The organism is Olivibacter domesticus, from assembly GCF_900109575.1.
Classification (GTDB): Bacteria; Bacteroidota; Bacteroidia; order Sphingobacteriales; family Sphingobacteriaceae; genus Olivibacter; species Olivibacter domesticus.
This window is the reverse complement of sequence record NZ_FOAF01000002.1, coordinates 26,255-49,189: the sequence shown is the minus strand read 5'-3', so window position 1 is coordinate 49,189 and position 22,935 is coordinate 26,255. Positions and strand designations below refer to the sequence as shown.

General features: G+C 35.8%; 18 protein-coding genes. 10 read left to right on the top strand and 8 right to left on the bottom strand.

Features of this window, described 5'->3' with window-relative positions:
* Positions 1-230: 230 nt before the first annotated feature.
* Positions 231-845: a WbqC family protein gene (locus tag BMY50_RS10885; RefSeq protein ID WP_093325692.1), complete on the top strand. Its 615-nt coding sequence runs from the start codon at positions 231-233 to the stop codon at positions 843-845.
* 52 nt (positions 846-897) lie between these two features.
* A complete protein-coding gene (locus tag BMY50_RS10880; RefSeq protein WP_093323935.1) occupies positions 898-1,608 on the top strand; it encodes a hypothetical protein in 711 nt (236 codons plus the stop codon).
* 9 nt (positions 1,609-1,617) lie between these two features.
* Here BMY50_RS10880 and BMY50_RS10875 read toward each other — a convergent pair whose 3' ends face one another.
* Positions 1,618-3,810, bottom strand: coding sequence for an FUSC family protein (locus BMY50_RS10875; protein ID WP_093323932.1), 2,193 nt, complete (start codon positions 3,808-3,810; stop codon positions 1,618-1,620).
* A gap of 424 nt (positions 3,811-4,234) precedes the next feature.
* Between BMY50_RS10875 and BMY50_RS10870 the strand changes: the two genes are divergently transcribed.
* The 8 genes from BMY50_RS10870 to lysA all read left to right on the top strand — a co-directional run bounded on the left by BMY50_RS10870 (position 4,235) and on the right by lysA (position 15,682).
* On the top strand, positions 4,235-6,811 hold the full coding sequence (locus tag BMY50_RS10870; protein WP_093323929.1) for a phosphoenolpyruvate carboxylase: 2,577 nt from the start codon (positions 4,235-4,237) through the stop codon (positions 6,809-6,811).
* 104 nt (positions 6,812-6,915) lie between these two features.
* A complete protein-coding gene (locus BMY50_RS10865) occupies positions 6,916-7,455 on the top strand; it encodes a DUF4142 domain-containing protein (RefSeq protein ID WP_093323926.1) in 540 nt (179 codons plus the stop codon).
* 133 nt (positions 7,456-7,588) lie between these two features.
* A complete protein-coding gene (locus BMY50_RS10860) occupies positions 7,589-8,620 on the top strand; it encodes a Gfo/Idh/MocA family oxidoreductase (RefSeq protein ID WP_093323923.1) in 1,032 nt (343 codons plus the stop codon).
* A 43-nt stretch (positions 8,621-8,663) separates the two neighbouring features.
* Complete coding sequence (locus BMY50_RS28600; protein WP_093323920.1) at positions 8,664-9,614, top strand: hypothetical protein; 951 nt, start codon at positions 8,664-8,666, stop codon at positions 9,612-9,614.
* A 134-nt stretch (positions 9,615-9,748) separates the two neighbouring features.
* Positions 9,749-11,821: a polyphosphate kinase 1 gene (gene ppk1, locus BMY50_RS10850; RefSeq protein WP_093323917.1), complete on the top strand. Its 2,073-nt coding sequence runs from the start codon at positions 9,749-9,751 to the stop codon at positions 11,819-11,821.
* Between the two features lies 1 nt (position 11,822).
* The gene (locus BMY50_RS10845; RefSeq protein ID WP_093323915.1) at positions 11,823-12,704 is read left to right on the top strand and encodes a Ppx/GppA phosphatase family protein; all 882 of its coding nucleotides are present in this window, start codon (positions 11,823-11,825) and stop codon (positions 12,702-12,704) included.
* A 476-nt stretch (positions 12,705-13,180) separates the two neighbouring features.
* A complete protein-coding gene (locus tag BMY50_RS10840) occupies positions 13,181-14,497 on the top strand; it encodes an aspartate kinase (protein ID WP_093323913.1) in 1,317 nt (438 codons plus the stop codon).
* Positions 14,498-14,506: 9 nt separating this feature from the next.
* On the top strand, positions 14,507-15,682 hold the full coding sequence (gene lysA / locus BMY50_RS10835) for a diaminopimelate decarboxylase (protein ID WP_093323911.1): 1,176 nt from the start codon (positions 14,507-14,509) through the stop codon (positions 15,680-15,682).
* A gap of 59 nt (positions 15,683-15,741) precedes the next feature.
* Here the strand turns inward: lysA and BMY50_RS10830 are convergent, their stop codons facing one another.
* The 7 genes from BMY50_RS10830 to BMY50_RS10800 all read right to left on the bottom strand — a co-directional run bounded on the left by BMY50_RS10830 (position 15,742) and on the right by BMY50_RS10800 (position 22,935).
* Positions 15,742-16,149 carry a hypothetical protein gene (locus tag BMY50_RS10830; RefSeq protein WP_093323909.1) on the bottom strand — a complete coding sequence of 136 codons (408 nt, stop codon included), beginning with the start codon at positions 16,147-16,149 and terminating at the stop codon, positions 15,742-15,744.
* A 22-nt stretch (positions 16,150-16,171) separates the two neighbouring features.
* Complete coding sequence (gene topA / locus BMY50_RS10825) at positions 16,172-18,535, bottom strand: type I DNA topoisomerase (protein WP_093323906.1); 2,364 nt, start codon at positions 18,533-18,535, stop codon at positions 16,172-16,174.
* 174 nt (positions 18,536-18,709) lie between these two features.
* The gene (gene mnmA / locus BMY50_RS10820; protein WP_093323903.1) at positions 18,710-19,798 is read right to left on the bottom strand and encodes a tRNA 2-thiouridine(34) synthase MnmA; all 1,089 of its coding nucleotides are present in this window, start codon (positions 19,796-19,798) and stop codon (positions 18,710-18,712) included.
* Positions 19,799-19,882: 84 nt separating this feature from the next.
* A complete protein-coding gene (locus BMY50_RS10815) occupies positions 19,883-20,659 on the bottom strand; it encodes an SDR family NAD(P)-dependent oxidoreductase (protein WP_093323901.1) in 777 nt (258 codons plus the stop codon).
* A 71-nt stretch (positions 20,660-20,730) separates the two neighbouring features.
* Positions 20,731-21,243 (bottom strand): 5-(carboxyamino)imidazole ribonucleotide mutase, encoded by a 513-nt coding sequence (purE, locus tag BMY50_RS10810; protein ID WP_093323899.1) that lies wholly within the window; start codon positions 21,241-21,243, stop codon positions 20,731-20,733.
* A gap of 14 nt (positions 21,244-21,257) precedes the next feature.
* Positions 21,258-22,400 (bottom strand): 5-(carboxyamino)imidazole ribonucleotide synthase, encoded by a 1,143-nt coding sequence (locus BMY50_RS10805; protein ID WP_093323897.1) that lies wholly within the window; start codon positions 22,398-22,400, stop codon positions 21,258-21,260.
* A gap of 40 nt (positions 22,401-22,440) precedes the next feature.
* Positions 22,441-22,935 (bottom strand): NADH-quinone oxidoreductase subunit B, encoded by a 495-nt coding sequence (locus BMY50_RS10800; RefSeq protein WP_093323895.1) that lies wholly within the window; start codon positions 22,933-22,935, stop codon positions 22,441-22,443.

Genomic DNA, 22,935 nt, shown 5'->3' with positions numbered 1-22,935 from the left:
ACGGTAAGGTTCTATTATATTATGCTCTTTTTTACTCAATTTATATTTCAGTCATTTAAACAATTTGCAAATATCTGATTTCTTTATTGTGAAACAGAATTTTTTGCTAGAATAACATCCCGAATTATTTTAACAATATAAAATGTTGCGGTGCTTCTCTTTTTGAAATCAATTTACCACTTATCGTCTTGTAATATGTATTTTCGCTTTTTTATTTATTAGCAATGAAAATGGACACTGATTTAGTACTTCCAAATTTTTATTTACCACCTATTAATGCTGTTTCAGCAATACTTGCCAATAACGGTAATTTAATGATCGAAAAATTTGAACACTTCCCAAAGCAAACCTATAGAAACAGAGCCGTTATTTATTCGCCAAATGGAAAGTTGGATTTGATAATTCCTGTTGTTAAAGGATCTAAAGTGCATACTGTAATTAAAGATGTTCGTATCAGTTATGAAAATAATTGGCAGCGATTGCATTGGTTGAGTTTACAAACTTCTTATAGACGATCTGCTTATTTTGAATTCTACGAAGATTATTTTGCTCCTTTTTACTCGAAAAAGTATGATTTCTTGTTTGACTTTAATTTAGAGCTATTACAATTAGTACTGCAATTACTTAAAGTAAGAAAAGAAGTGACGTTAACTGATTCATATAAAGAAGAGTATATCAATGCTGTTGATTTGAGAGCGTCTATCCACCCTAAAAAGGTGCCTGAAAAATCTATGACTAAGACTTATTTTCAGGTGTTTGAACCGAAACATGGTTTCTTCCCAAATCTAAGTATTGTTGATTTGTTGTTTAATCAAGGTCCTAATAGTTTAAATTATTTACAATAAGTAAAACAATCCTGTTGTATTAACTGTTCATGTTAAAGTTGAAGAACTTGATATGAGTAAGTTGCTTGCATTATTTTTCGTCTTTGTTTTTTTGCTTAATACGGTCGAGGCGCAAGAACAAAAGTTTAGATTATCAACTAAAAATGGGAGAGTTGATGATGTAGACCGATATACCGATACTATTCATAATAGTAAAGTTTACATAGTAAGTGGAAGTCTAGGATTCGGATTTCCGATGGGAAAAACAAAAGAAATTCTACATGCTCGGCTAGCAGGTAGTTGGGGGATGGACATTTCCCTTCCAAATCGTCATTATGTCCTTTATCCATCAATAGACTTTTGGTCTTTTGGTTATAATCAGAAAGAGCTTACAGAAAAATCTGCTTACTTAGTTGAAAATGGTAGAGCTACCTTTTATAATGTGAATATTGCGCTCGGAACGCGTAGGCAATTTCACAAGTTAAATTCCTATGTAACTATAGGTCCATCTATCGGAATGTTTTTTGAGCCAAGAGCTACTTTGTCAAAAAATAATGTCATTAGAAATGATTTTGATAGTAAGTTGATGGTAGGAGCAAGAGCAAGCGCAGGAGCAGATTATAAATTTAAAGGGTTTTTCGTATATGTAGACGCTTCTTTGATGCATTCTTTTGCGGAAATCCAACAAACACCTATAAATATCTTAGCTTTTTACGTCGGGTTGAAAACGGATATTACGACTGTAGCAGATAAAGTTGCTACCGTTTTTGATAAAAATAGGTGAAAACTGGAGCTAAGCTAACATCTGAATATTTTCGTTTGTCTTTTCTATGTTGTTATTATTCAATAGGTCCATTTTTTCGCAAATTTTGTTGAGATCATTCGTTATCTTGTTTACAAATGATATCTGTTCCGCGATAAGTTTAGCTTCTTCGTTTTCAGAAGAGTTGTTCATAAAAACCGGTGTCTTTATTTCTGCCTCAGTAAATGGTTCTTCTTCATTTGTCGCTTTAAACTGTTTTATTGTTTGTGCCAATTGTACCAAAGACTTCCTTATAAGTTTTACATGTTCCGTTGTAAGCGATTCGTTATCTGCATTGGTTACGACATTTACTAAAGCTACAGAGTAGGAAGAAAGTATATGATTGTAGATTAAAAATTTGTTTAAATCTTTTGCGTTTTTCTGTTTGCTTTTTGGTTCCGTAATCATGCGCTGAAAAATGGATGTCATATTTGCCATATTTACATACACATCTTTTCTAACCAGTTTATAGTCTGTTGCACTTACTTCTATACCGGTAATATAGGCTAATGCTTTCGCTAAATAGTTATAATTAGCTATTAGTAATTTGCGCATACTGCTCTGGACATTTTTGCTTTCCCAGCTTGGGAAAATAATATAACTCGATGAAAAAGCTAATAAACTTCCGATAATGGTGTCAACCACACGTTCCTTTAGTATCTCAATAGTGCTAACACCTAAAAAGCTATATAACATTAATAGATAAGGAGTTAAAAACATTACGCCGAGAATATAATTTATTCGAATAAAGCTATAGGCGAGCACCATAAAAATCATAAGAAAGGAAAATCTTATTATTTCCTGATCGGCCACCAACAATATTCCAACGCCAGCCAAGCCCCCTATAACAGTCCCTGTCATCCGCTGGTAATTTCGTTGTTTAGTTAAACTCCAACCTGGTTTTAAAATAACTAAAACAGTCATTAAGATCCAGTAGCTATGATTGCCGAATGGGATTAACTTTGAAACAATGAAAGCTATTAACATGACAATGACCATCCTCAAGGCATGTCTGAATGTTGTAGAGTTGAGTGTAAGATTATCTTTGAAGATTTTCGGGTTGAAAGATTGATGCGAAAGAAATTTATTAAGATCTGTTTCGTCGCTGTTCTTTAACTCAGCACCCTGTGTATCAAAGTACTGATATATGTTAGTTACTTTAGTAGTTAAATCCCGTACATTAACCATGATTTTTCTCAATACAACGACATTTTTTCCCTCAGCTTCAATTTTATCAATAGCTATTTTTATGTTTTCTAGATCAGATTTAAAATCATAAAGTTTCCTTGGCCGATTGTTTGCGTTGATGTGATAAGCCAAATTATCCATTTCGTTAGCTAATCTATTCAATGTTAGCTTAATGGCTCTTAGCGCATTGGTGTTTTCAAAATTTTTCCTTATGGCCTGATAATCATAGTGAGTAGCCATGGTTTTTTCAAAAATATCGACCATGTCTGTGAATATTATCACTAAAAGCCTGCCCAGTCTGGTGGTGTCTTTTACTATTGCTTTACTCTTGAAGAGTAATTCACGTACAGTATCTTGATGTTGATGTATAACTACCTGTTGATCTATCAGTTTTTGATAATTTTTGTCGCTATCAGTTTTAGAGTCATAAAAATTGGCTTTTAATCGTAAATAGGAAGCTGTATTCTGTATAGATTCAGCAAGTGCCTGTTGCGATAAACGGAATGGCCTAAATTGTGTTAAGGTAAGACTCAACAATGTATACCAAGCACCCCCCAATGTTGCATAGAATGCATGTTCTATTGAGCTATCAGCCGTCATTCTTAAATCGTCAATATTGAGTATCATTACTAATATAGAGGCTGTACCCAAAGAAGCAGCGCGCGTTCCGTAAACGGCAATCATGCACATTGAAAATGACAGAATAGAAAGCATTGCAACTATGGCGAAATCATATTGATTAATTGTTTTAGTTAAAAATGATACTAAAAATATAATACCGACCAACACGCACATCGCATTTCTTCTATCTTTAGTTGGTCCTGGTGTATCAACAATACTTGTAATTACGGCCCCTAAGGAAACAACAATACCCGTTTGTATGTTATCGAAGTATGAAAAAGCGACAGCAGGAACAAGCGCACCAAAAGCGATGCGCAAGCCATCGGCAAAGTATTGACTATATATGAATGTTTTAATCTCTTGTGTTTGTTTCATCAGTAAATCATTGATTCTTTGAACTCATAGTACTAGAAACTTTTTGTACTCACTTGCATAGGTCAACAAGTAAGGACATGAGAAAAAATCAGTAAATATAATGTGATGCGAATACAATCCTATTATATAGAATTTATTGACGAATATACAAAAATTAGGCCGACTTATTTATCAATTAAATGTGTACGTTTAATTGCGATGTTATATCTTGTGCGTTTTATTTATGCTGAAAAGACGTTTTTACTTTTCACAGAGAATTGTACAGTGTAATCATGATGTAAACTTGAAATATTTTATGAAAAAATACCAAAGTAAATGAGCGGCTATTAATGATTATTTGTATTTTGTGCCGTTTTATTGAAAAAAATAAAATATTTTCAACTCAAAATAAGTTATTTGTACTTATTAAATTTATCTATATTTTATGAAATTAAGTCAAAAAGAAGCTGTCTACCAGAACGAAGTACTTACGCGTTTTGAATTGTATAATAGTCTTTTTTTAACATTACCGTTTTATCAAGTGAAGCATACCGGTACACTTTTACCTTTTTTTTCAACGCATATTGAAAAGGGTGTAGCGGAAAAATTGGATCCAGAAAATATTATAGAGAGTTTTTTTGGGCAATATGAGCAATACATACACAAGGCTGATAGATTTGATTTATTGTTTCGAATAATACAGTATATAGAACGTCAGGTAGTACTTTTTGATGCGGTGGAGGATGCCGCTTTTTCTAAAACCGGAAAAGCCGACGATGCAGGATCCTTAGATGAACTTTTTAAAAGGGCAGAAAACAATGGTACCTTGAGGGAAAAGATAATTCATCGTCTAAAAGATTTTTCTCTTCGTTTGGTTTTGACTGCTCACCCAACTCAATTTTATCCTGGTGAAGTTTTAGGTATTATTACCGACTTAACACAAGCACTAAAGGGCAACGATATCAATGATATTCACTTGTTATTGCAACAGCTAGGTAAGACTCCCTTTCTTCAAAAGGAGAAGCCTACACCAGTAGATGAAGCAAGAAGTTTAGCGTGGTTTTTGGAACATGTCTTTTATCCGGTCGTTTCCGATATACAATACATGGTAGATAACAATTTTGATATATTACCTGAAAAAGAACAACAAATTGTTGAACTGGGATTTTGGCCCGGAGGAGATCGCGATGGAAATCCGAATGTGACTGTTGAAAGTACGAAGGAAGTATCTTCACTGCTCCGAACGGTTTTATTTAGGTGTTATTACCGTGATTTTAGGAATATAAAAAGACGCATTACCTTTAAGGGGGTAGAGAAATATATGGCTGCTCTTCAAGATTTATTTTATGAGAACAGTTTCAATCCTGCAGAACACCCTTCTAATGATAAAGATCCGATAATTTTTAATTTGAATGAGGTGAAGCGGGTACTTGTGGATTATCATGACGGGCTATTTGTTAACCTTGTAGAGGATCTACTGAGAAAAGTGAAAATCTTCGGGACATATTTCTCAAGTTTGGATATTCGTCAAGATAGTAGTGTTCTCCGCAAAACATATAAATTTCTATACGAAAAGTTTCCGAAAGAAACGGGCATTCCAATTGAATTTGAAAACCTTGATGAAAATGGAAAAGTTGATAGCATTAGCTTTAAAGAAGCTGATTTGGATGTAAATGAAGTGCCAGATGACCTTATTTTAGATACTTTGGAAACCATTAAGTATGTTCACCAGATCCAAAATGCTGGCGGGGAGAAGGCGTGTCATCGTTTTATTATAAGTAATTGTCAGCAAGCGTCCGATATTTTATGTTTAATGGAATTATTTTTATGGAATGGCTGGAAACAAGACACCCTCACAATCGACTTTGTACCATTATTTGAAACGGTAGACGACTTGAAGCGTGCAGCTCAGGTGATGGGCGTTCTTTACAAGAATACCACCTATCAAGAACATATAAAACGGAGGGGAAATAAACAAATTATTATGCTCGGTTTTTCTGATAGCACAAAAGACGGTGGCTATTTGATGGCTAATTGGTCTATTTATAAAGCTAAAATTGAGCTCACTGCCATTGCACGTGAACATGAAATCGATTTGACATTTTTTGATGGCAGAGGAGGCCCTCCTGCACGCGGTGGTGGCAAAACGCAGCGTTTTTATGCCTCTATGGGAGAAGAGATTGCAAATGATCATATTCAGTTAACTATTCAAGGTCAAACAATCAGTAGCCAATACGGGTCTTTTGATACAGCACATTATAATATAGAACAACTGTTAAATGCTGGAATGACTTCTGGCATTGAAAGCAAGCCCGGTGATACGCTTAATGAGAATAAAAAATCTTTGATAGATGCGATGGCTGCGGATAGTTATGACAAATTTATGGAATTAAGACGTCATCCATTGTTTCTGAAATATTTAGAAGAACTTAGTCCCTTAAAATTTTTATCGTCCTTGAATATAAGTTCGAGACCAGTGAAAAGAAATTCATCTTCGGAGTTAAAATTGGAAGATTTGAGAGCCATTAGTTTTGTTACCGCTTGGAGCCAATTAAAGCAAAGTGTACCTGGATGTTACGGCGTGGGTACAGCTTTAAAAAATGCGGATAAAGCAGGCAAATGGAAAGAAGTGGAGGAATTGTATAATACTTCCGGAATGTTCAAGACCATTATCGATAATAGTATTATGTCGATGTCGAAATCTAACTTTGATATCACAGCTTATTTAAAGGATGACGAGAAATTTGGTGCCTTTTGGCGGATGTTAAAAGAAGAATTTGATGTAACAAAGAAGTATTTTTTTAAATTGACAGGCACGCAGACGCTAATGGAAAGATATCCGGTAGAGAGAGAGTCCATAGCCACGAGGGAAAAAATTGTATTGCCATTGGTTATTATCCAGCATTATGCTATTAAGAGACTGCATGAGATCAAACAGAATGATCCCAATTATGAAATTTACGGAAAATTGCTTACTAGAACAGTATATGGTATTGTGAATGCAGGGAGAAACCTTGTATAGCTGGGTTTTTATCGTTTATTTATTGTAGGCATTGATATTAGCGAAATTTTATGGTAGGTTTGCTTCACAAAAAACTTTTACAAAAATATAAATTAAGTTAAGAGATGAACAAGAAAATAGCTTTACTAAGCTTATCAACTTTTGCTTGTGTTTTATCAATGAGCTCTTGCACAAGTGTTGGAGAACATAAGTCGAGTTCTGAATTATATTATACGAATAGTACACATGCCGACTCAGAAGAATATAAGTTTCTGAGAACAGTTTATCAATTGGCAAGTGATGAAGTTGAATTTGCGAAAATCATTTCGCAAAAAGGTGGATCTGCTAGTATTAAGTCATTAGCGGCAAATCTAACAAATCAATATGGTGGTGTTTTGACTAAGATAGATGAATTAGCAAAAAATGCCAATGTATTGATTCCATTTTCAGCAGCATCTAAATTTGAATTAAAAGGTGGGTTAGATTCAGCACAGTCAAGCGTTCTTGAAAAGGAATTTTTAAAGCATTCACTACATAATCAAGAACGTATTATCCATCAATTTGAAAGTGTAGAACACAATACTAAAGTTGCTACAAACCGTTATGCTTCAGAAATTCTTCCTGCCTTAGAGAAAACTGCAGAAGAAACGAAAGCGCTATTATAAAACTTAATAATCTAAGAGATTTCCGGATCTCTTAGATTTCTTTCTATTAAATGGTTCCAATTGTTTTTATACAGTGAAACTATTTTAATTGGCCAATTGTTTATTTCAAATAAACATAAATAACTATCTTATTATGTCAAAATACCCAGTTGTAACCGGCATTTTATCTTATGGGATGTCAGGCAGATTGTTCCATGCTCCTTTTCTTGAAACAAATACTCGATTCAAATTAAAGGCAGTAGTGGAAAGGAGTAAGAAAGACGCACAACAAAGATATCCAAGTATTATTAGTTACGATGCTGTAGACGAACTATTAAATGACGAGGAAATCGAATTAGTCATTGTAAATACACCAAATCAGACACATTATGAATTTGCAAAAAAAGCGCTGCTAAAAGGCAAACATGTGCTGATTGAAAAACCCTGTGCCGCCACTAGTGAAGAAGTGAAAGAGCTGTTTGAATTAGGAAAGAAAGAAGGGAAGCATGTAATGGTTTTCCAAAATAGGCGATGGGACAGCGATTTTAAACTTGTTAAACGCATCATTGAGAGTGGGAGTTTAGGTGATATCATAGAATTTCACGTTCGTTTTGACCGCTATAGAAAGGAGAAAAGCGTGAAAATGTTTAAAGAAATTAAGCAGCCTGCCAGTGGGTTAACTTATGATTTAGGCCCTCATTTGTTAGACCAAGTAATCTCTTTATTTGGAAAGCCTGAAAAAAGTTTAAAATTAACATCTACGCACAGAAAAGATTCTGAGGTAGACGATTGCTTCACCTTTGTTTTAAGTTATGCCAATGGTTTAACAGTGTTCGCTCATGCTAATTTATTGGTTGCTCAGCCTTTACCAGCCTATGTAGTACATGGTACAAAAGGGTCATTCCAAAAATCAAGGGCAGATATTCAAGAAGAGCAGTTAAATAACGAAATGTGGCCAACAGACGAAGCATTTGGTATAGAGCGTACAGGAGAGGAGGGACTATTAACCGTTATAAATAAAAATAATCAAAAACATATTTCTTATAAGGAAGCATTAAAAGGAAATTATAAAGGACTTTTTAATGCGGTTTATGAGCAATTGAGAAAAGATAAGCCATATCCTATAACAGCCGAACAAATTATGTGGCAAATGGAATTGCTGGAAAAAGAAGATTGGAATGGATAATGGTACTTTATTTGCTTAACTTTATATACATAAAAAAAAAGTTATGGCAAAGAAAACCACAAAGAAACCTAAAAAGGTTAGTAAAAAAAAAGTTGCTAATTCTTTAAACGAACGTTTCACAAATTTAATAAGTGAACTAGGTCATGATACAAAAGGACTTAGCAAAGATATTAAACAGGCTAGTAAGAAGTTAGCAGAAAAATTGGCTGATAAAATTGGGGAGGTAAAGAAAGAGCTTACTTCAAAGGTAAAGAAAGTAAAAGGCGGTAAAGAAGATAAAAAGGCTACGGGAAAAAAGAAAAAAGGACAAAAAGAAAAGGTTAATGATACAAAGAAAAGTAAAGCAATAAGTAGCAAGGCAGTAGTGCAGCCAACAAAGACGGCGGCTCAACAAGATAAGGCCAGCATATCTGCAATTACCGGTAAAACACAATCTGTTGCACAGGCAAAAGTAGAGGTTCCTAAAACCACAACTGCGGTTAAGAAGGAAATTGTAAAACCGGTAGTTAAAGCGAATACTGCCAAGCCACAAACTGCAGCACAATCATCGACAAATACAACAACGACAAAACCCAAAACTACTACACAGTCGAAAACTGCCGCTACTGCCAGTGTAAAAAAAGCGACTCCGGTACCGGCAAGTAAATCAACGACTACGAACACAAAACCAGCTGTGGCAGCAAAACCAGCGGCTACGAACACAAAGCCTGCGACTACGAATACAAAACCAGCTGTGGCAGCAAAACCAGCTGCTACGAATACAAAGCCAGTTGCTACGAATACAAAACCAGCTGTGGCAGCAAAGCCTGCGGCTACGAATACAAAGCCAGTTGCTACGAATACAAAACCAGCTGTAGCAGCAAAACCAGCGGCTACAAATGCAAAGCCTGCGACTACGAATACAAAACCAGCTACTACGAACACAAAGCCCGCTGTAGCGGCAAAACCTATTCAAACAAAAGATACGGCTTCTGCTAATAACGAAAAGGCTTAATTGTCTATTTCCGGTTTTTATGTTAAGTTTTTGGCCAGTACAAATATTTTCTTGATAAAAGGTAATATTTACATAACAAAAACTTAACATATTTATACAACCTTTGTTTCTTAATAAATAAGATATTCTAATCAATGTCGGCATCTTTTAAGAGTAAAGCACCTTTAATAAATAGAGAAATAAGTTGGTTGTATTTTAATGAGCGCGTTTTGCAAGAGGCCGCTGATAAGTCAGTGCCTTTAGTGGAGCGTCTTCGATTTTTGGCTATCTTTTCTTCCAATCTAGATGAATTTTATAGAGTAAGAGTTGCCACCTTGAATCGTCTAGCAAATGTCAATACAAAGGCAAAAGAACTGTTAGGATTTAATCCACGAAAAGTATTACAAGAAATAAAGAATATTGTTGTAAAGCTCGAAAAAAGGTTCGAATATCTTTATGAACATGAAATCATTAAAGAACTTGCTGAACAGAAAATATTTATCATTAATGAAAAGCAACTCAATGTAAATCGTGGCCACTTTGTCCGACAATATTTTCATGATAAAGTATTGCCAAATTTGGTTCCAATCATGCTAGATGCCGGAGTACACGGTAAACCGTTTCCTGAGTTAAAAGACAGGCGTATCTATTTTTTGATAAAACTAAGTGATAAGAAAAAGGTAAGGTATGCACTATTAGAAGTTCCTACAAAACGTTTAAACAGATTTTTAGTGTTACCTGATAGTAATAATTTAAAATTTGTTATCCTTTTAGACGATATTATTCGGTATTGTTTAGACGAGCTGTTTTTTATCTTTAAGTATGATTCGATTGAAGCCTATACGATACAGGTAACGCGCGATGCTGAAATTGACATAGACACTAATGTAAGTGAAAAATTTATTGAAAATTTGAGTAAAAGTTTACAAAAAAGGTCTAAGGGAAAACCTATGCGACTTTTATACGATAGCGAAATCCCTTTTGACATGTTAACGTATTTAGTGTCGAGTATGAGCCTTAATAATAGCGTTTTAATACCAGGAAATCGATACCATAATTTTAAAGACTTTATTGGATTCCCCAATGTTGGAGGAGCATCTTTAGAATATCAATCACTCACTCCGTTAACTGTTAGCGGCTTAGATTTAGGTGTAAGTATCTTTAATCAAATCGCTAAAAGAGATTACTTGATTAGCTTACCTTACCAGTCGTTTGATTATATTATTCATTTTCTAAGGGAGGCTGCAATAGATCCTAAAGTAGTCGAAATAAGTATTACGCTATATCGATTGGCTGAAAATTCCAAGATTATCAATGCATTGATAAATGCAGCAAAAAATGGCAAAAGAGTCAATTGCTTAATAGAACTTAAAGCCAGATTTGATGAAGAAGCAAATATTTTCTGGAGCAGCAAACTAGAAGAAGGAGGAGTAAATGTAAACTTCGGTATGCTTGCTTATAAGGTACATTCGAAAATTTGCTTGGTTAGTAGAAAAGAACGTGGACGATTAGCCTATTATGCTAACCTCGCTACAGGAAACTATAATGAGAAAAGTGCCGGATCTTACTGTGACCACAGTATCTTCACGGTCCATAAGGGAATAACGACAGATTTAAAGCAGTTATTTAGGGGCCTAGATAAAAAAACTTTTTATAAAGACTATAAATTTATTGTTACTTCACCTCTAGAGATGCGTGCATCTATCTATGAATTAATTAATCAGGAAATAAAATATGCTGAATCAGGTAAAAATGCTTACATGATTCTAAAAATGAACAGCTTATCCGACGAGGATGTTATAACTAAACTTTATGAAGCGAGCAACGCTGGCGTAAAAATACAATTGATTATCCGTGGTATGTGCTGTTTAGTGCCTAATGTTAAAGGATACAGTGAAAATATAAAAGTTATTAGTATTATAGATCGCTTTTTAGAGCATGCAAGGGTGTGGATATTTGGTAATGACGGTGAGGAGAAAATATTTCTTTCATCTGCAGATTGGATGACACGAAATATTGATAGAAGAGTAGAAGTGAGCTTTCCTATATTAGATCCCGCACTTAAAAGTGAAATATGGGATATTATTAATATTCAATTACGAGATAACTCCAAAGCGAGAGTAATAAGTCCAACAAACGATAATAAATATGTTAGAAGAAGAAAGAACGATGATTCTTATCGTGCACAACTGGACACCTACAATTATTTAAAACATAAGGATAGTTAATATGAGATATGCCGCTATAGACATTGGATCAAATGCTATAAGATTACTAATTGCAGACATTATAGAGAATGGGGCTGTGGTTTCTTTTAAAAAAAACACATTAATTCGCGTGCCTTTGCGTTTGGGAGATGATGCTTTTATAGATAAAAAAATTTCTAAAAGGAAAGCTGAAGATTTAATTAAAGCAATGGAAGCTTTCAAAGCCTTAATGGATGTATATAAAGTAAGTGAATATATGGCTTGCGCTACTTCTGCTATGCGAGAAGCAAGCAATGGGGAAGAATTAGTGAGGCAGATTAAAAAAGTAGGGCTGAATTTAGAAATTATAGATGGTGTTAGAGAGGCCAGCATAATATACAATAGTCATATTGAGCAACAACTTGAACGGAAGAAAAGTTATTTATATATAGATGTAGGTGGGGGAAGTACGGAATTATCAATATTTAATAATGGTGATTTAATCGGTTCTAGGTCGTTTAATATCGGGACCATTAGAATACTTGATAATCAGGATAGTGATGAAACTTGGTTAGATATGAAGGAATGGGTTAAAAATCATACAAAGAATTATAAGGGGATTATAGGGATAGGAACTGGGGGAAATATTAATAAGCTTTATAGATTAGCGGACGAGAAGGCAACAAAACCACTGTCATTTAATAAACTTAAATCGGTGTATGATTATTTAAATTCTTTCTCATTAAAAGAGCGTATTAATGTCTTGGGCCTAAATAATGATCGTGCGGATGTTATTATTCCCGCTTGTGATATATTTCTTAACGTAATGAAGTGGGGAGGCGTAAAAACAATTGTAGTGCCTAGAGTTGGTTTAGTGGACGGCATTATCCAAACGCTTATCGATCAAAAGCTATCTAAACGTTAGAAAAGTTAAAAAAATATTTGTATTGGTGAAATAATTTAAAATAATGTCAGGTTGAGGTGTCTTATTTTTAATGTTTACAAAACAATATTAACAATATAGTAATTTTTAACTATATTTGGCGCCCGTGTAAAATGAATTTTTATACGGGCTTTTGTTTTTTATTTTTGCATGTTTGGTTCACTTTTCAATAAAGTATAATACGCAGAGAAATAAGAAGTAATATAGTGCAGCTTTGAGCTTAAATGAATGTCGGCAGATTAAAGATACTTAAGATATCTTCTTGCCATTAAAAAACAAATTATTCTAATGAAACCATCATGAGCAAACGCCTGCAAATATCGTGATTATTGCTCATGATAGCTTCATTGCCATTAAAAAACAAATTATTCTAATGAAACCATCATGAGTAAACGCTTGCAAATATCGTGATTATTGCTCATGATAGCTTCATTGCCATTAAAAAACAAATTATTCTAATGAAAATCTTAAAATTCGGTGGAACATCGGTTGGAAATCCTGAACGTATCAAAAATTTGCTCAGTATTATTCAACCTGGTGATGAAAAACAAATCGTGGTTCTATCTGCAGTTGCGGGTACAACTAATGCATTAGTTGAAATATCTCAAGCTTTTATTATAGGAGATAAACAAAAGGCCGAAGCGTTGATAAAGGGGTTGCGTTTAAAATACGACGCGTTTATTGATGATCTTTTTGCCACGGTTGAAGGAAAAAACAATGGTAAAGAGCTAATTGAATACCATTTCAATTTTATACAATCATTTGCTCAAGAGTTGTTTACACCTATTGAAGAGAAAATTATTCTTGCTCAAGGGGAGCTCCTTTCAACAACTTTATATCATTTTTATCTTACCGAAATTGGTGTAAGATCTAAGCTGTTGCCTGCATTGGATTTCATGAAAATAGATGAAGACAATGAACCGGTAATAGATTATATAGGAGAGCATTTAACCGGATTATTAAAGACCGCAACGGACAACAATTTATTTATTACGCAAGGATATATTTGTAGGAATGCTTTCGGTGAAATTGATAATTTAAGACGAGGAGGGAGCGATTATACTGCTTCATTGATAGGTGCTGCCATACGTGCAGAGGAAGTTCAGATTTGGACAGATATTGATGGCATGCACAATAATGATCCCCGAATTGTAAAAGGAACTAAACCTATAGCACATTTAACCTTTGATGAAGCGGCCGAATTAGCCTACTTTGGCGCTAAAATATTACATCCGCAAAGTGTATTTCCTGCGCAGAGATATAATATTCCAGTACGGCTATTGAACACGATGGATCCAGAAGCTGCTGGCACGCTTATCAGCGAGAACGGTGCGGCAAAAGGTGAAGTAAGATCGATCGCTGCAAAGGATGGTATCACAGCAATTCGCATTCACTCTTCTCGGATGTTGCTTGCATTCGGGTTTCTCAGAAGAGTCTTTGAGGTCTTTGAACGCTATAAAACGCCTATTGATATGATAACTACATCGGAGGTGGCTGTTTCGGTAACAATAGACGATACTCGGTTTTTGGGTGATATTGAACGGGAATTGAAAGATTTTGGTTCGGTAGAGATTGATGTTGATCAAACAATTGTCTGTGTAGTCGGTGATTTTAGCTTAAATACCCATGGTTATGCATCACGAGTGCTGGATGCAGTGAAACACATTCCTGTGCGAATGATTTCTTACGGTGGAAGTAATTTTAATATTTCGCTTTTAATAAAGGCTGTAGACAAGGTTGAAGTATTACGTTCATTGCATAACCGCTTATTTTAACTATTTCAAATGTTCAATAAAAATATTATAGCTGCTTTCGAGCAGAAGGAAACACCTTTTTATTATTATGATTTAGATTTGCTCAGGGCTACGTTAAATGAAGCTCTAAAAGAGGCCCAGGTACATGGTTTTCATGTACATTATGCTTTAAAGGCAAATTTTAATGATAGAGTACTAAAAACTATTCAACAATCAGGCATTGGAGCGGATTGTGTAAGTGGTAATGAAGTTCTTAAAGCGATCGAAATAGGATTTGACCGGAACATGATTGTTTTTGCAGGGGTAGGGAAGTCAGATAAGGAGATATTAAGTGCACTTGAACACGATATTTTTGCTTTTAATGTAGAGTCTGTACAAGAACTTGAAATAATTGGCGGCCTTGCACAAAAAAAGAACAAGATTGCTAAAGTGGCTTTGCGGATCAATCCAAATGTTGACGCTCAAACGCATAAATATATAACAACAGGTCTGGATGAAAATAAATTTGGTATAAAAACCTGGGAGTTGAACGATTGCTTGGAGCTGATAAAAAAATACCCTTCTTTAGAGTTAATAGGGCTTCATTTTCATGTTGGATCTCAGATCGTGGACATGAATGTTTTCAAAAGTTTATGTGTGAAGGTAAATGAATTCAATAATTGGTTTGATGAACGTGGATATCGCTTAAAGGTGCTAAACGTTGGTGGTGGTTTGGGGGTAGACTACACAAATCCAGATGGAGAACCAATAGTTGACTTCAGGCGCTATTTTGAAATATTTAATAAATTCTTGGAAAGAAAGGGTGATCAAGAAGTGCATTTTGAACTTGGAAGGGCATTGGTGTCACAATGTGGAAGTTTAATAAGCCGTGTATTGTATGTTAAAAATGGTATAAAGAAAAATTTTCTTATCCTGGACGCAGGAATGACTGAACTCATGCGGCCGGCTCTATATCAAGCGTATCATAAAATCGAACACCTAAGTGGAAGCGAAATTGAAATGCATGAGAAGGAGCTGGTACATTATGACGTGGTGGGGCCTATTTGTGAAAGCACGGATTGCTTTGGGAAAGAAGTTGAACTACCTGTGTCGCATCGGGGAGATATGATAGCTATACGTACGGCCGGAGCCTATGGCGAAGTTATGGCTTCAAAATATAACCTAAGAGATGAAATTCGCTATGTATATAATGATGAGATACAGTGATTTTATTCAATTGAATTAAAAAGAGAGGAGTATAGATTAGTGCTCCTCTCTTTTTTTAACTATATTCCAATCAATATCCCAGGCTTATTAAGAATGGGTACTCTTATAAGATTGGAGTCAACTATACTTTCGGGAAGGAAAATGTACTTTTTGTCGTAAATTGTTTTGCCGATATAATAGCTTAAAAGATATTCGTTTGTCAAACCAAAAACCTGTTCATCTATAGCTTCCACTACGGTAAATCCCTTTGCAAGTACATTGCCAAGAAAATGCCTCAAAACAGAAGTCTTAACCTCCTTATCATTTTTTATTCCATAACCTTTGCTACTTATCAATACATTTTCTATTTGTTCGTCTTTCTGATTGATAAGATAAACATTCCATTGTTTGCTGTCAGGTGAGGCACTTTCCAGCACAATTGCAATGTAAATATCCTCTACAATATTTGGCGGAAGGTCTTTTTTCATAGAAAATTATTTTTCCGATATATTAACTCTTTTTTGTTTTGGTTGTTTTACCCCTTGCTGTATTCTTCTTTTTAGTAGCGCCGGAAGTTTTACTATCGGCTTCTGCTAGTGCTAAAACTTCTTCATAGGTAATAGTTCCCGCCTCTTTATTTTTTGGGATCTTAATATTCTGTTTGCCAAAACGGATGAACGGACCCCAGCGACCCTGCTCAATTCGAGCATCAGGATTCTCGTCAAAAGTTTTAATTATTTTTTCGATATCCTTCTTCCTTTTTAGCTCTATAATTTCAACAGCTTGCTCTTCATTAACATCCATAGGATCCAAACCTTTCGGAAGTGAATAGAAATCATTATTATGTCTAATATATGGTCCAAATCTACCAATAGCAACACTCATGTCTTTATCCTCATAACTACCTACTTTTTTTGGTAGTTTAAATAATTCTAGCGCTTCTTCTAAAGTAATGGTTTCTATCATTTGCCCCGCCCGAAGACTAGCAAATTGAGGTTTCTCCTCATCGTCAGACGATCCAATTTGAACAAGCGGACCAAAGCGGCCAATCCTAACACTTATTTGCTTCCCGGTTTGTGGGTCCTTTCCTAGTAAACGTTCGCTACTTGCCCTGTCAGCATTTTCAATTGTATTTGTAACCTCTGTATGGAACGGGCCATAAAAGTTATGAAGCATTGCCGTCCATTCTTTTAACCCATTAGCTATCTCATCAAATTCTTTTTCAACAATAGCTGTAAAGTTAAAGTCAACGATATCTTTAAAATGTTCTACAAGAAAGTCATTTACTAAAATACCTATATCTGTAGGGAAGAGTTTGGACTTTTCAGCGCCTGTAATTTCAGTTTTCTTTTCAGTAGTAACATTTCCTGCATTTAACTTCAGTACGCGGTATGTACGTTGTTTACCATCTCTATCCTCCTTTACAACGTACCCTCTATTTTGTATGGTTGAAATAGTTGGGGCATAAGTTGATGGTCGCCCAATCCCTAACTCTTCAAGTTTTTTAACCAAACTAGCTTCTGTATATCTGGCAGGCGGCCTGCTATAACGTTCGGTTGCAACCATTTCTTTAAGTCCCAATTTTTGACCGCTTTGAAGGGGTGGAAGTAAAGAGTTGTCACCAGATTCGTCAATATTTATATCTTGTTCTTCATCGGTTGATTCGAAATATACTTTTAAAAAACCGTCAAATTTCATAACCTCTCCATTTGCGACGAATTCTTCGGTGCGCGTGGAAATATTGATTTTCGCCGTGGTTTTTTCAAATTCAGCTTCGCTCATCTGGGAGGCGATGGCACGTTTCCAGATCAGTTCATATAAACGGCGTTCCGAAGAATCGCCTTCTATCGAATGCTGATCAAAATACGTAGGACGAATGGCTTCGTGTGCTTCCTGAGCTCCTGCCGACTTTGTTTTATATTGTCTTTTCTTGTAGTATTTTTGGCCATAAGCAGTATTTATCTCTTTTTCGGCAGTAACCAGAGCAGTTTCGCTTAGATTTACAGAATCCGTACGCATATAAGTAATCTTTCCCGATTCATATAAACGTTGTGCTATTGTCATAGTACGTGCTACAGAAAAACCCAGTTTCCGACTTGCTTCCTGTTGGAGCGTAGAAGTTGTAAAAGGTGCAGCCGGATTACGTTTACTTGGTTTTGTCTCTAAACTTTTTACTTCGTAAGTTGCACTTATACAATCGTTTAAGAACCTCTCAGCATCTGCTATATTTGCAAAACGTTGTGATAGTTCTGCTTTAAATAACTCTTTTTTTTCGCCGGTATAAAATATGGCTACTAGACGAAAGGCTGCTTCAGGGGCAAATTTAATTATTTCACGCTCCCTGTCTACCAGTAGTCTTACGGCGACTGACTGCACGCGTCCGGCAGACAAAGAAGGTTTTACTTTTTTCCATAGAACTGGCGATAACTCAAAACCAACAAGCCTATCGAGTACACGCCTAGCTTGCTGTGCATTTACCAAATTAAAATCAATTTTACGAGGCTGTTCAATGGCTTTTAATATGGCAGGCTTAGTAATCTCATGAAAAACAATACGTTTGGTGCTTTGGTCACTCAAATTTAAAGTCTCATATAAATGCCAGGATATAGCTTCTCCTTCCCGGTCCTCATCAGATGCTAACCATACTGTCTCTGCAGCTTTTGCAAGTTTTTTTAGTTCGCTTACAACTGCTTTTTTATCTGCTGGCACCTCATACTTTTGTTTAAAATTGTTTGTGGTATCAATAGCGTCATCAGTTTTAACTAAATCTCGGATATGTCCGTAACTTGATTTTACTAAAAAATCCTTTCCTAAATATCCTTCTATTGTTTTTGCCTTTGCCGGTGATTCTACAATTAATAAGTTCTTTGCCATTCAGTATCTTTGATTTCTGCAAATAAAGGGATTTATTCATGTTTTAGCAAACCCCAAGTCTTTTTTGATAAAAAATAAGCCGAAGCATACGTCTTCGGCTACCATTTTAGTATTTCAAATGTAAGTATTGAAACTTTATCTTTTTTACATTCGATATTAGAATTTCATTAAAATTTACATTAGGAAGCCTCCACCAAGTAAATCACTGCCTTCATAGAAGACGGCCGACTGACCAGGTGCGATACCTTTAACATGGTGATGAAAGTCTACTTTAATAAGGTTGTTTTCCTCGATTATATTACTTATCATGCCTGCATCTTTGTATCGTATTTTGGTAACAGCTTCAATGGAATGTTCTAAGCTTTCATATTTAACCAAATTGTAATTTTTAACATACGCTGTATCTTTTTCCAATTCTTCTTCCGAACCCAATATAACAGTGTTGCTCTCTGCTAAGATCCTGGTCACAAAAACAGGTCTTCCTAATGCGATACCTAGCCCTTTACGCTGGCCTATGGTATAATAAGGATAGCCTGCATGTTTGCCAACCACAGTTCCATCTGTCAAAATAAAATTTCCAGGGCCAATCCGTTCATCGATGTCTTCCACTTTATGTCTCAAGAAAGAGCGGTAATCATTGTCAGGAACAAAACAAATCTCATAACTCTCAGATTTGTTGGCGAGTTCCATTTGCCCCATATCAAATGCCATCTGTCTGATTTCGGCTTTCGTAAAACTTCCTAGTGGGAATCTCGTTCTAGCAAGATTTTTTTGAGATACTCCCCACAGAACGTAAGATTGATCTTTATGCTCATCTTTTCCTTTAGAAATGACATGTCTGCCGTTTTCTTCCAAACGTATATTTGCATAATGACCTGTCGCGATGAATTCACAATCTAATTTATCCGCACGCTTTAATAGTGCTTCCCATTTAATATGGGTATTACATAACACACAGGGATTGGGTGTACGACCGGCTAAATACTCATCAACGAAGTTGTCTATTACAAAATCTCCAAATTCATTTCTGATATCAAGTATATAATGCGGGAATCCGTAACCTACAGCCAAAGCGCGCGCATCGTTAATGCTATCTAAGCTACAGCAGCCTGTTTCTTTTGATGAACCACCGGAAGAAGCGTAATCCCATGTTTTCATGGTTAAACCAATAACTTCGTATCCTTGCTCGTGAAGCATAACTGCAGCAACGGAACTATCCACCCCGCCACTCATTGCAACTAAAATTCGACCGTGCTTGCTCATATTTGCTAAAATAAAGCGCAAAGATACGTCTATTTTTTAGAATGCATGTTAACCGGAAGTCAATACAATGTAATATGGAGTTAATTAGGCCCCTTGACCTAAGTTTATACTTAATCCGCCATCAATGGTGAACGTTGTTCCAGTCACGTAATCACTATCACCGGAAGCGAGATAAACAGCCAAAGGCCCAAGTTCTTCAGGTTTACCTGCGCGCTTTAACGGAATGTGCTTTTCTTTATCCTTCCGTATTTTTTCACTGTTCACGGCTTCCTGATTCATCGGTGTAAGAATCATTCCGGGAGCAATATTGTTGACGCATACACCCCTAGCAGCAAGCTCTAGGGCCAAGCTTTTACTGAAATTTTTAACTCCGCCTTTCGACGCGTTATAATCTGCATTGCCCGGATTGCATACCTCTTCATGAATAGAACTAACGATAATAATCTTTGCTCCAGCTAATTTATTCTTTCGTAGCTGAATAAATTGCCGACAGCAATAAAATGCACCATATAAATTTGTTTTGATACATTTATCAAAAGTAGCGGTTTCCATTTCCATCACGGGGATGTTACTTCCATTTACACCTGCATTGCTTACCAATATGTCGATTTTTCCAAAATGTTTATAAGCACTGCTGAAAACGTTGTGAACACTGTCCTCATCGCTAACATCTAATTGATAAACAGCCGTTTTTATATTTTCTTTTTTAAGCCTTTTTTCTGCTTTTTGTGCACTTTCTTTATCTGAATGATACGTGATAATTACATGCGCCCCTTCTTTGGCAAACGCTTCCGCAATCGCTCTTCCAATTCCTGAATCGGAACCTGTAATAAGTGCTACTTTATCTTTGAGTTTGTTCATAAAACTATTTTCCTTATAATCTTGGAACAATAGAAAAATAGATTTGTTAGATAAAGAGCTAAATTAGCTAGCTAGAAGGTCATTTTTTCAACTTCAGCGGCAGTCTCTTCAATTTTTATCTTTAATTCTTGTTTAAAATTCAGTACATTTTGGGCTAACTGCTCATCTGCAGTAGCTAATATTTGAGCAGCTAGCAAACCTGCGTTTTTTGCAGCATTTAAAGCTACAGTAGCTACAGGTATCCCATTGGGCATTTGAAGAATAGACAAAATAGAATCCCAACCGTCAATAGAATTAGAGGATTTTACCGGTACTCCAATTACTGGTAAGTGCGTAATAGATGCCACCATACCAGGTAAGTGGGCTGCCCCTCCCGCACCAGCAATAATGACTTTAAGACCTCGGGAAGCTGCATTTTTTGCATAATCAAACATACGTTCAGGAGTTCTGTGGGCAGAAACGATGGAAACTTCGGTATTCACCCCCAGCTCTTTCAAAATTTTGATTGCATCTTCCATAATCGGAAGATCCGATTTACTTCCCATTATAATGCCTACCGAAGGATGTTGACCAGTTTGTGTCATGATGTTTATCTTATTTATGCAATTACCTTAATAGTGTTTTGAACTTTCCTTGCCAATTCAATAGCCTTTTCGCGATCCTCATTGATTACCGTTACATGTCCCATTTTACGAAAAGGTTTTGTGAATTTCTTTCCGTACAAATGTACATATACACCTTCCTCAGCCATTATTTCTTCAAGGCCTTCATAAACTGCAAGTCCTTCATAGGATTTATCGCCTAGTAGATTAATCATTACAGCATTGCTGCGTGCACTACTGTTACCAAGTGGTAGGTTAAAAATAGCCCTTAAATGTTGACTAAACTGTGATGTGAGATTTCCTTCTATGGTATGATGACCACTGTTGTGAGGACGTGGAGCAAGCTCATTTACTAAAATTTCATTCTCCTTGGTTAAAAACATCTCCACAGCGAGTAATCCTACTATCTGCAGGTCTTCAGCAATTTTAATAGCTAATTGTTCAGCTCGTTGCTGAATTTCAAAAGGCAGCGTTGATGGTGAGATTAAAAATTCAACCAAATTTGCCGCCGGATTAAATTCCATTTCAACTAGTGGAAATGCAGAAACTTCTCCATTATCATTTCTAGCAACAATCACAGCAATTTCTTTTTCAAAATCTATCCATTGCTCTGTTAAAGATGGAGCATCAAAAGCATCTGCGAGATCGGTTTCACTAACCACTTTATACACACCTTTACCGTCGTAGCCATCTTTTCTTAATTTCTGAATATAAGGAAACGGTATTAAACATTCTTTTAAGTTATCTCTTGAAGAGAAAAGCTGAAAAGGTGCTGTCGGAATGTCATTTTGTTTAAAGAATTGTTTTTGCAAGCCTTTATCTTGTATTAAGCGTATTACACGGGCTTGTGGAAAAACGATGACACCTTCTTCCTCTAACTTTTCCAGTGCGTCGACGTTCACTTTTTCGATTTCAATGGTAAGCATGTCTACCTGCTTACCAAATTTATAGACGGTCTCAAAATCGCTCAAAGATCCTACTTCAAATTTGTCGCACAATTTTTTGCAAGGTGCATCAGCATCAGGATCTAAAATAGATATACTTACATTTAAATTAATGGCTTCCTGTATAAGCATACGTCCAAGCTGACCTCCACCAAGAATGCCTAATCGTAAATCACCATAAAAATCTTTTTCCATATTATCCTAGTCAAGTATTTACTTAACCAACAAATTATATTTAAGTGTTAACATTTTTATTAATAGTATTTTCTGTACTTATTTTCTTCTGTAATTCCAGAAATGCTCCAATAAGTGCTTCTGGCCGAGGCGGGCACCCCTGCACATATACATCTACCGGTATAATCTTATCGACGCCCTTCACAACGTGATATCCATGTTGCCAATAAGGTCCGCCACAGTTAGCACATGATCCCATTGAGATAACATACTTTGGTTCGGGCATTTGTTCGTATAATAAACGGATTCTATCGGCCATTTTAAAAGTTACCGTACCAGCAATAATAATCACATCTGCTTGCCGGGGAGAGGCTCTTGGAAACACACCGTATCTGTCTAGGTCATAGGTTGCAGCCATAGCCCCCATCATTTCTATAGCACAGCACGCAATACCGAAACTTACAGGCCACATAGATGATAAGCGAGCCCAATTTAGAAGATCATCTAATTTGGCTACAATAATTCCGCTGTCTGGAGCTTGTGTGTCAGTACTCAT

Excerpts from the sequence above, each read along its gene's own strand:
- topA (WP_093323906.1), bottom strand. The coding sequence starts at position 18,535 with ATGGCAAAGAACTTATTAATTGTAGAATCACCGGCAAAGGCAAAAACA.
- purE (WP_093323899.1), bottom strand. The coding sequence starts at position 21,243 with ATGACACAAACTGGTCAACATCCTTCGGTAGGCATTATAATGGGAAGT.
- mnmA (WP_093323903.1), bottom strand. The coding sequence starts at position 19,798 with ATGAGCAAGCACGGTCGAATTTTAGTTGCAATGAGTGGCGGGGTGGAT.
- lysA (WP_093323911.1), top strand. The coding sequence starts at position 14,507 with ATGTTCAATAAAAATATTATAGCTGCTTTCGAGCAGAAGGAAACACCT.
- BMY50_RS10815 (WP_093323901.1), bottom strand. The coding sequence starts at position 20,659 with ATGAACAAACTCAAAGATAAAGTAGCACTTATTACAGGTTCCGATTCA.
- BMY50_RS10800 (WP_093323895.1), bottom strand. The coding sequence starts at position 22,935 with ATGAGTACTGACACACAAGCTCCAGACAGCGGAATTATTGTAGCCAAA.
- BMY50_RS10875 (WP_093323932.1), bottom strand. The coding sequence starts at position 3,810 with ATGAAACAAACACAAGAGATTAAAACATTCATATATAGTCAATACTTT.
- BMY50_RS10860 (WP_093323923.1), top strand. The coding sequence starts at position 7,589 with ATGTCAAAATACCCAGTTGTAACCGGCATTTTATCTTATGGGATGTCA.
- BMY50_RS10885 (WP_093325692.1), top strand. The coding sequence starts at position 231 with ATGGACACTGATTTAGTACTTCCAAATTTTTATTTACCACCTATTAAT.
- BMY50_RS10865 (WP_093323926.1), top strand. The coding sequence starts at position 6,916 with ATGAACAAGAAAATAGCTTTACTAAGCTTATCAACTTTTGCTTGTGTT.
- BMY50_RS28600 (WP_093323920.1), top strand. The coding sequence starts at position 8,664 with ATGGCAAAGAAAACCACAAAGAAACCTAAAAAGGTTAGTAAAAAAAAA.
- BMY50_RS10830 (WP_093323909.1), bottom strand. The coding sequence starts at position 16,149 with ATGAAAAAAGACCTTCCGCCAAATATTGTAGAGGATATTTACATTGCA.
- BMY50_RS10840 (WP_093323913.1), top strand. The coding sequence starts at position 13,181 with ATGAAAATCTTAAAATTCGGTGGAACATCGGTTGGAAATCCTGAACGT.
- BMY50_RS10870 (WP_093323929.1), top strand. The coding sequence starts at position 4,235 with ATGAAATTAAGTCAAAAAGAAGCTGTCTACCAGAACGAAGTACTTACG.
- BMY50_RS10880 (WP_093323935.1), top strand. The coding sequence starts at position 898 with ATGAGTAAGTTGCTTGCATTATTTTTCGTCTTTGTTTTTTTGCTTAAT.
- ppk1 (WP_093323917.1), top strand. The coding sequence starts at position 9,749 with ATGTCGGCATCTTTTAAGAGTAAAGCACCTTTAATAAATAGAGAAATA.
- BMY50_RS10845 (WP_093323915.1), top strand. The coding sequence starts at position 11,823 with ATGAGATATGCCGCTATAGACATTGGATCAAATGCTATAAGATTACTA.
- BMY50_RS10805 (WP_093323897.1), bottom strand. The coding sequence starts at position 22,400 with ATGGAAAAAGATTTTTATGGTGATTTACGATTAGGCATTCTTGGTGGA.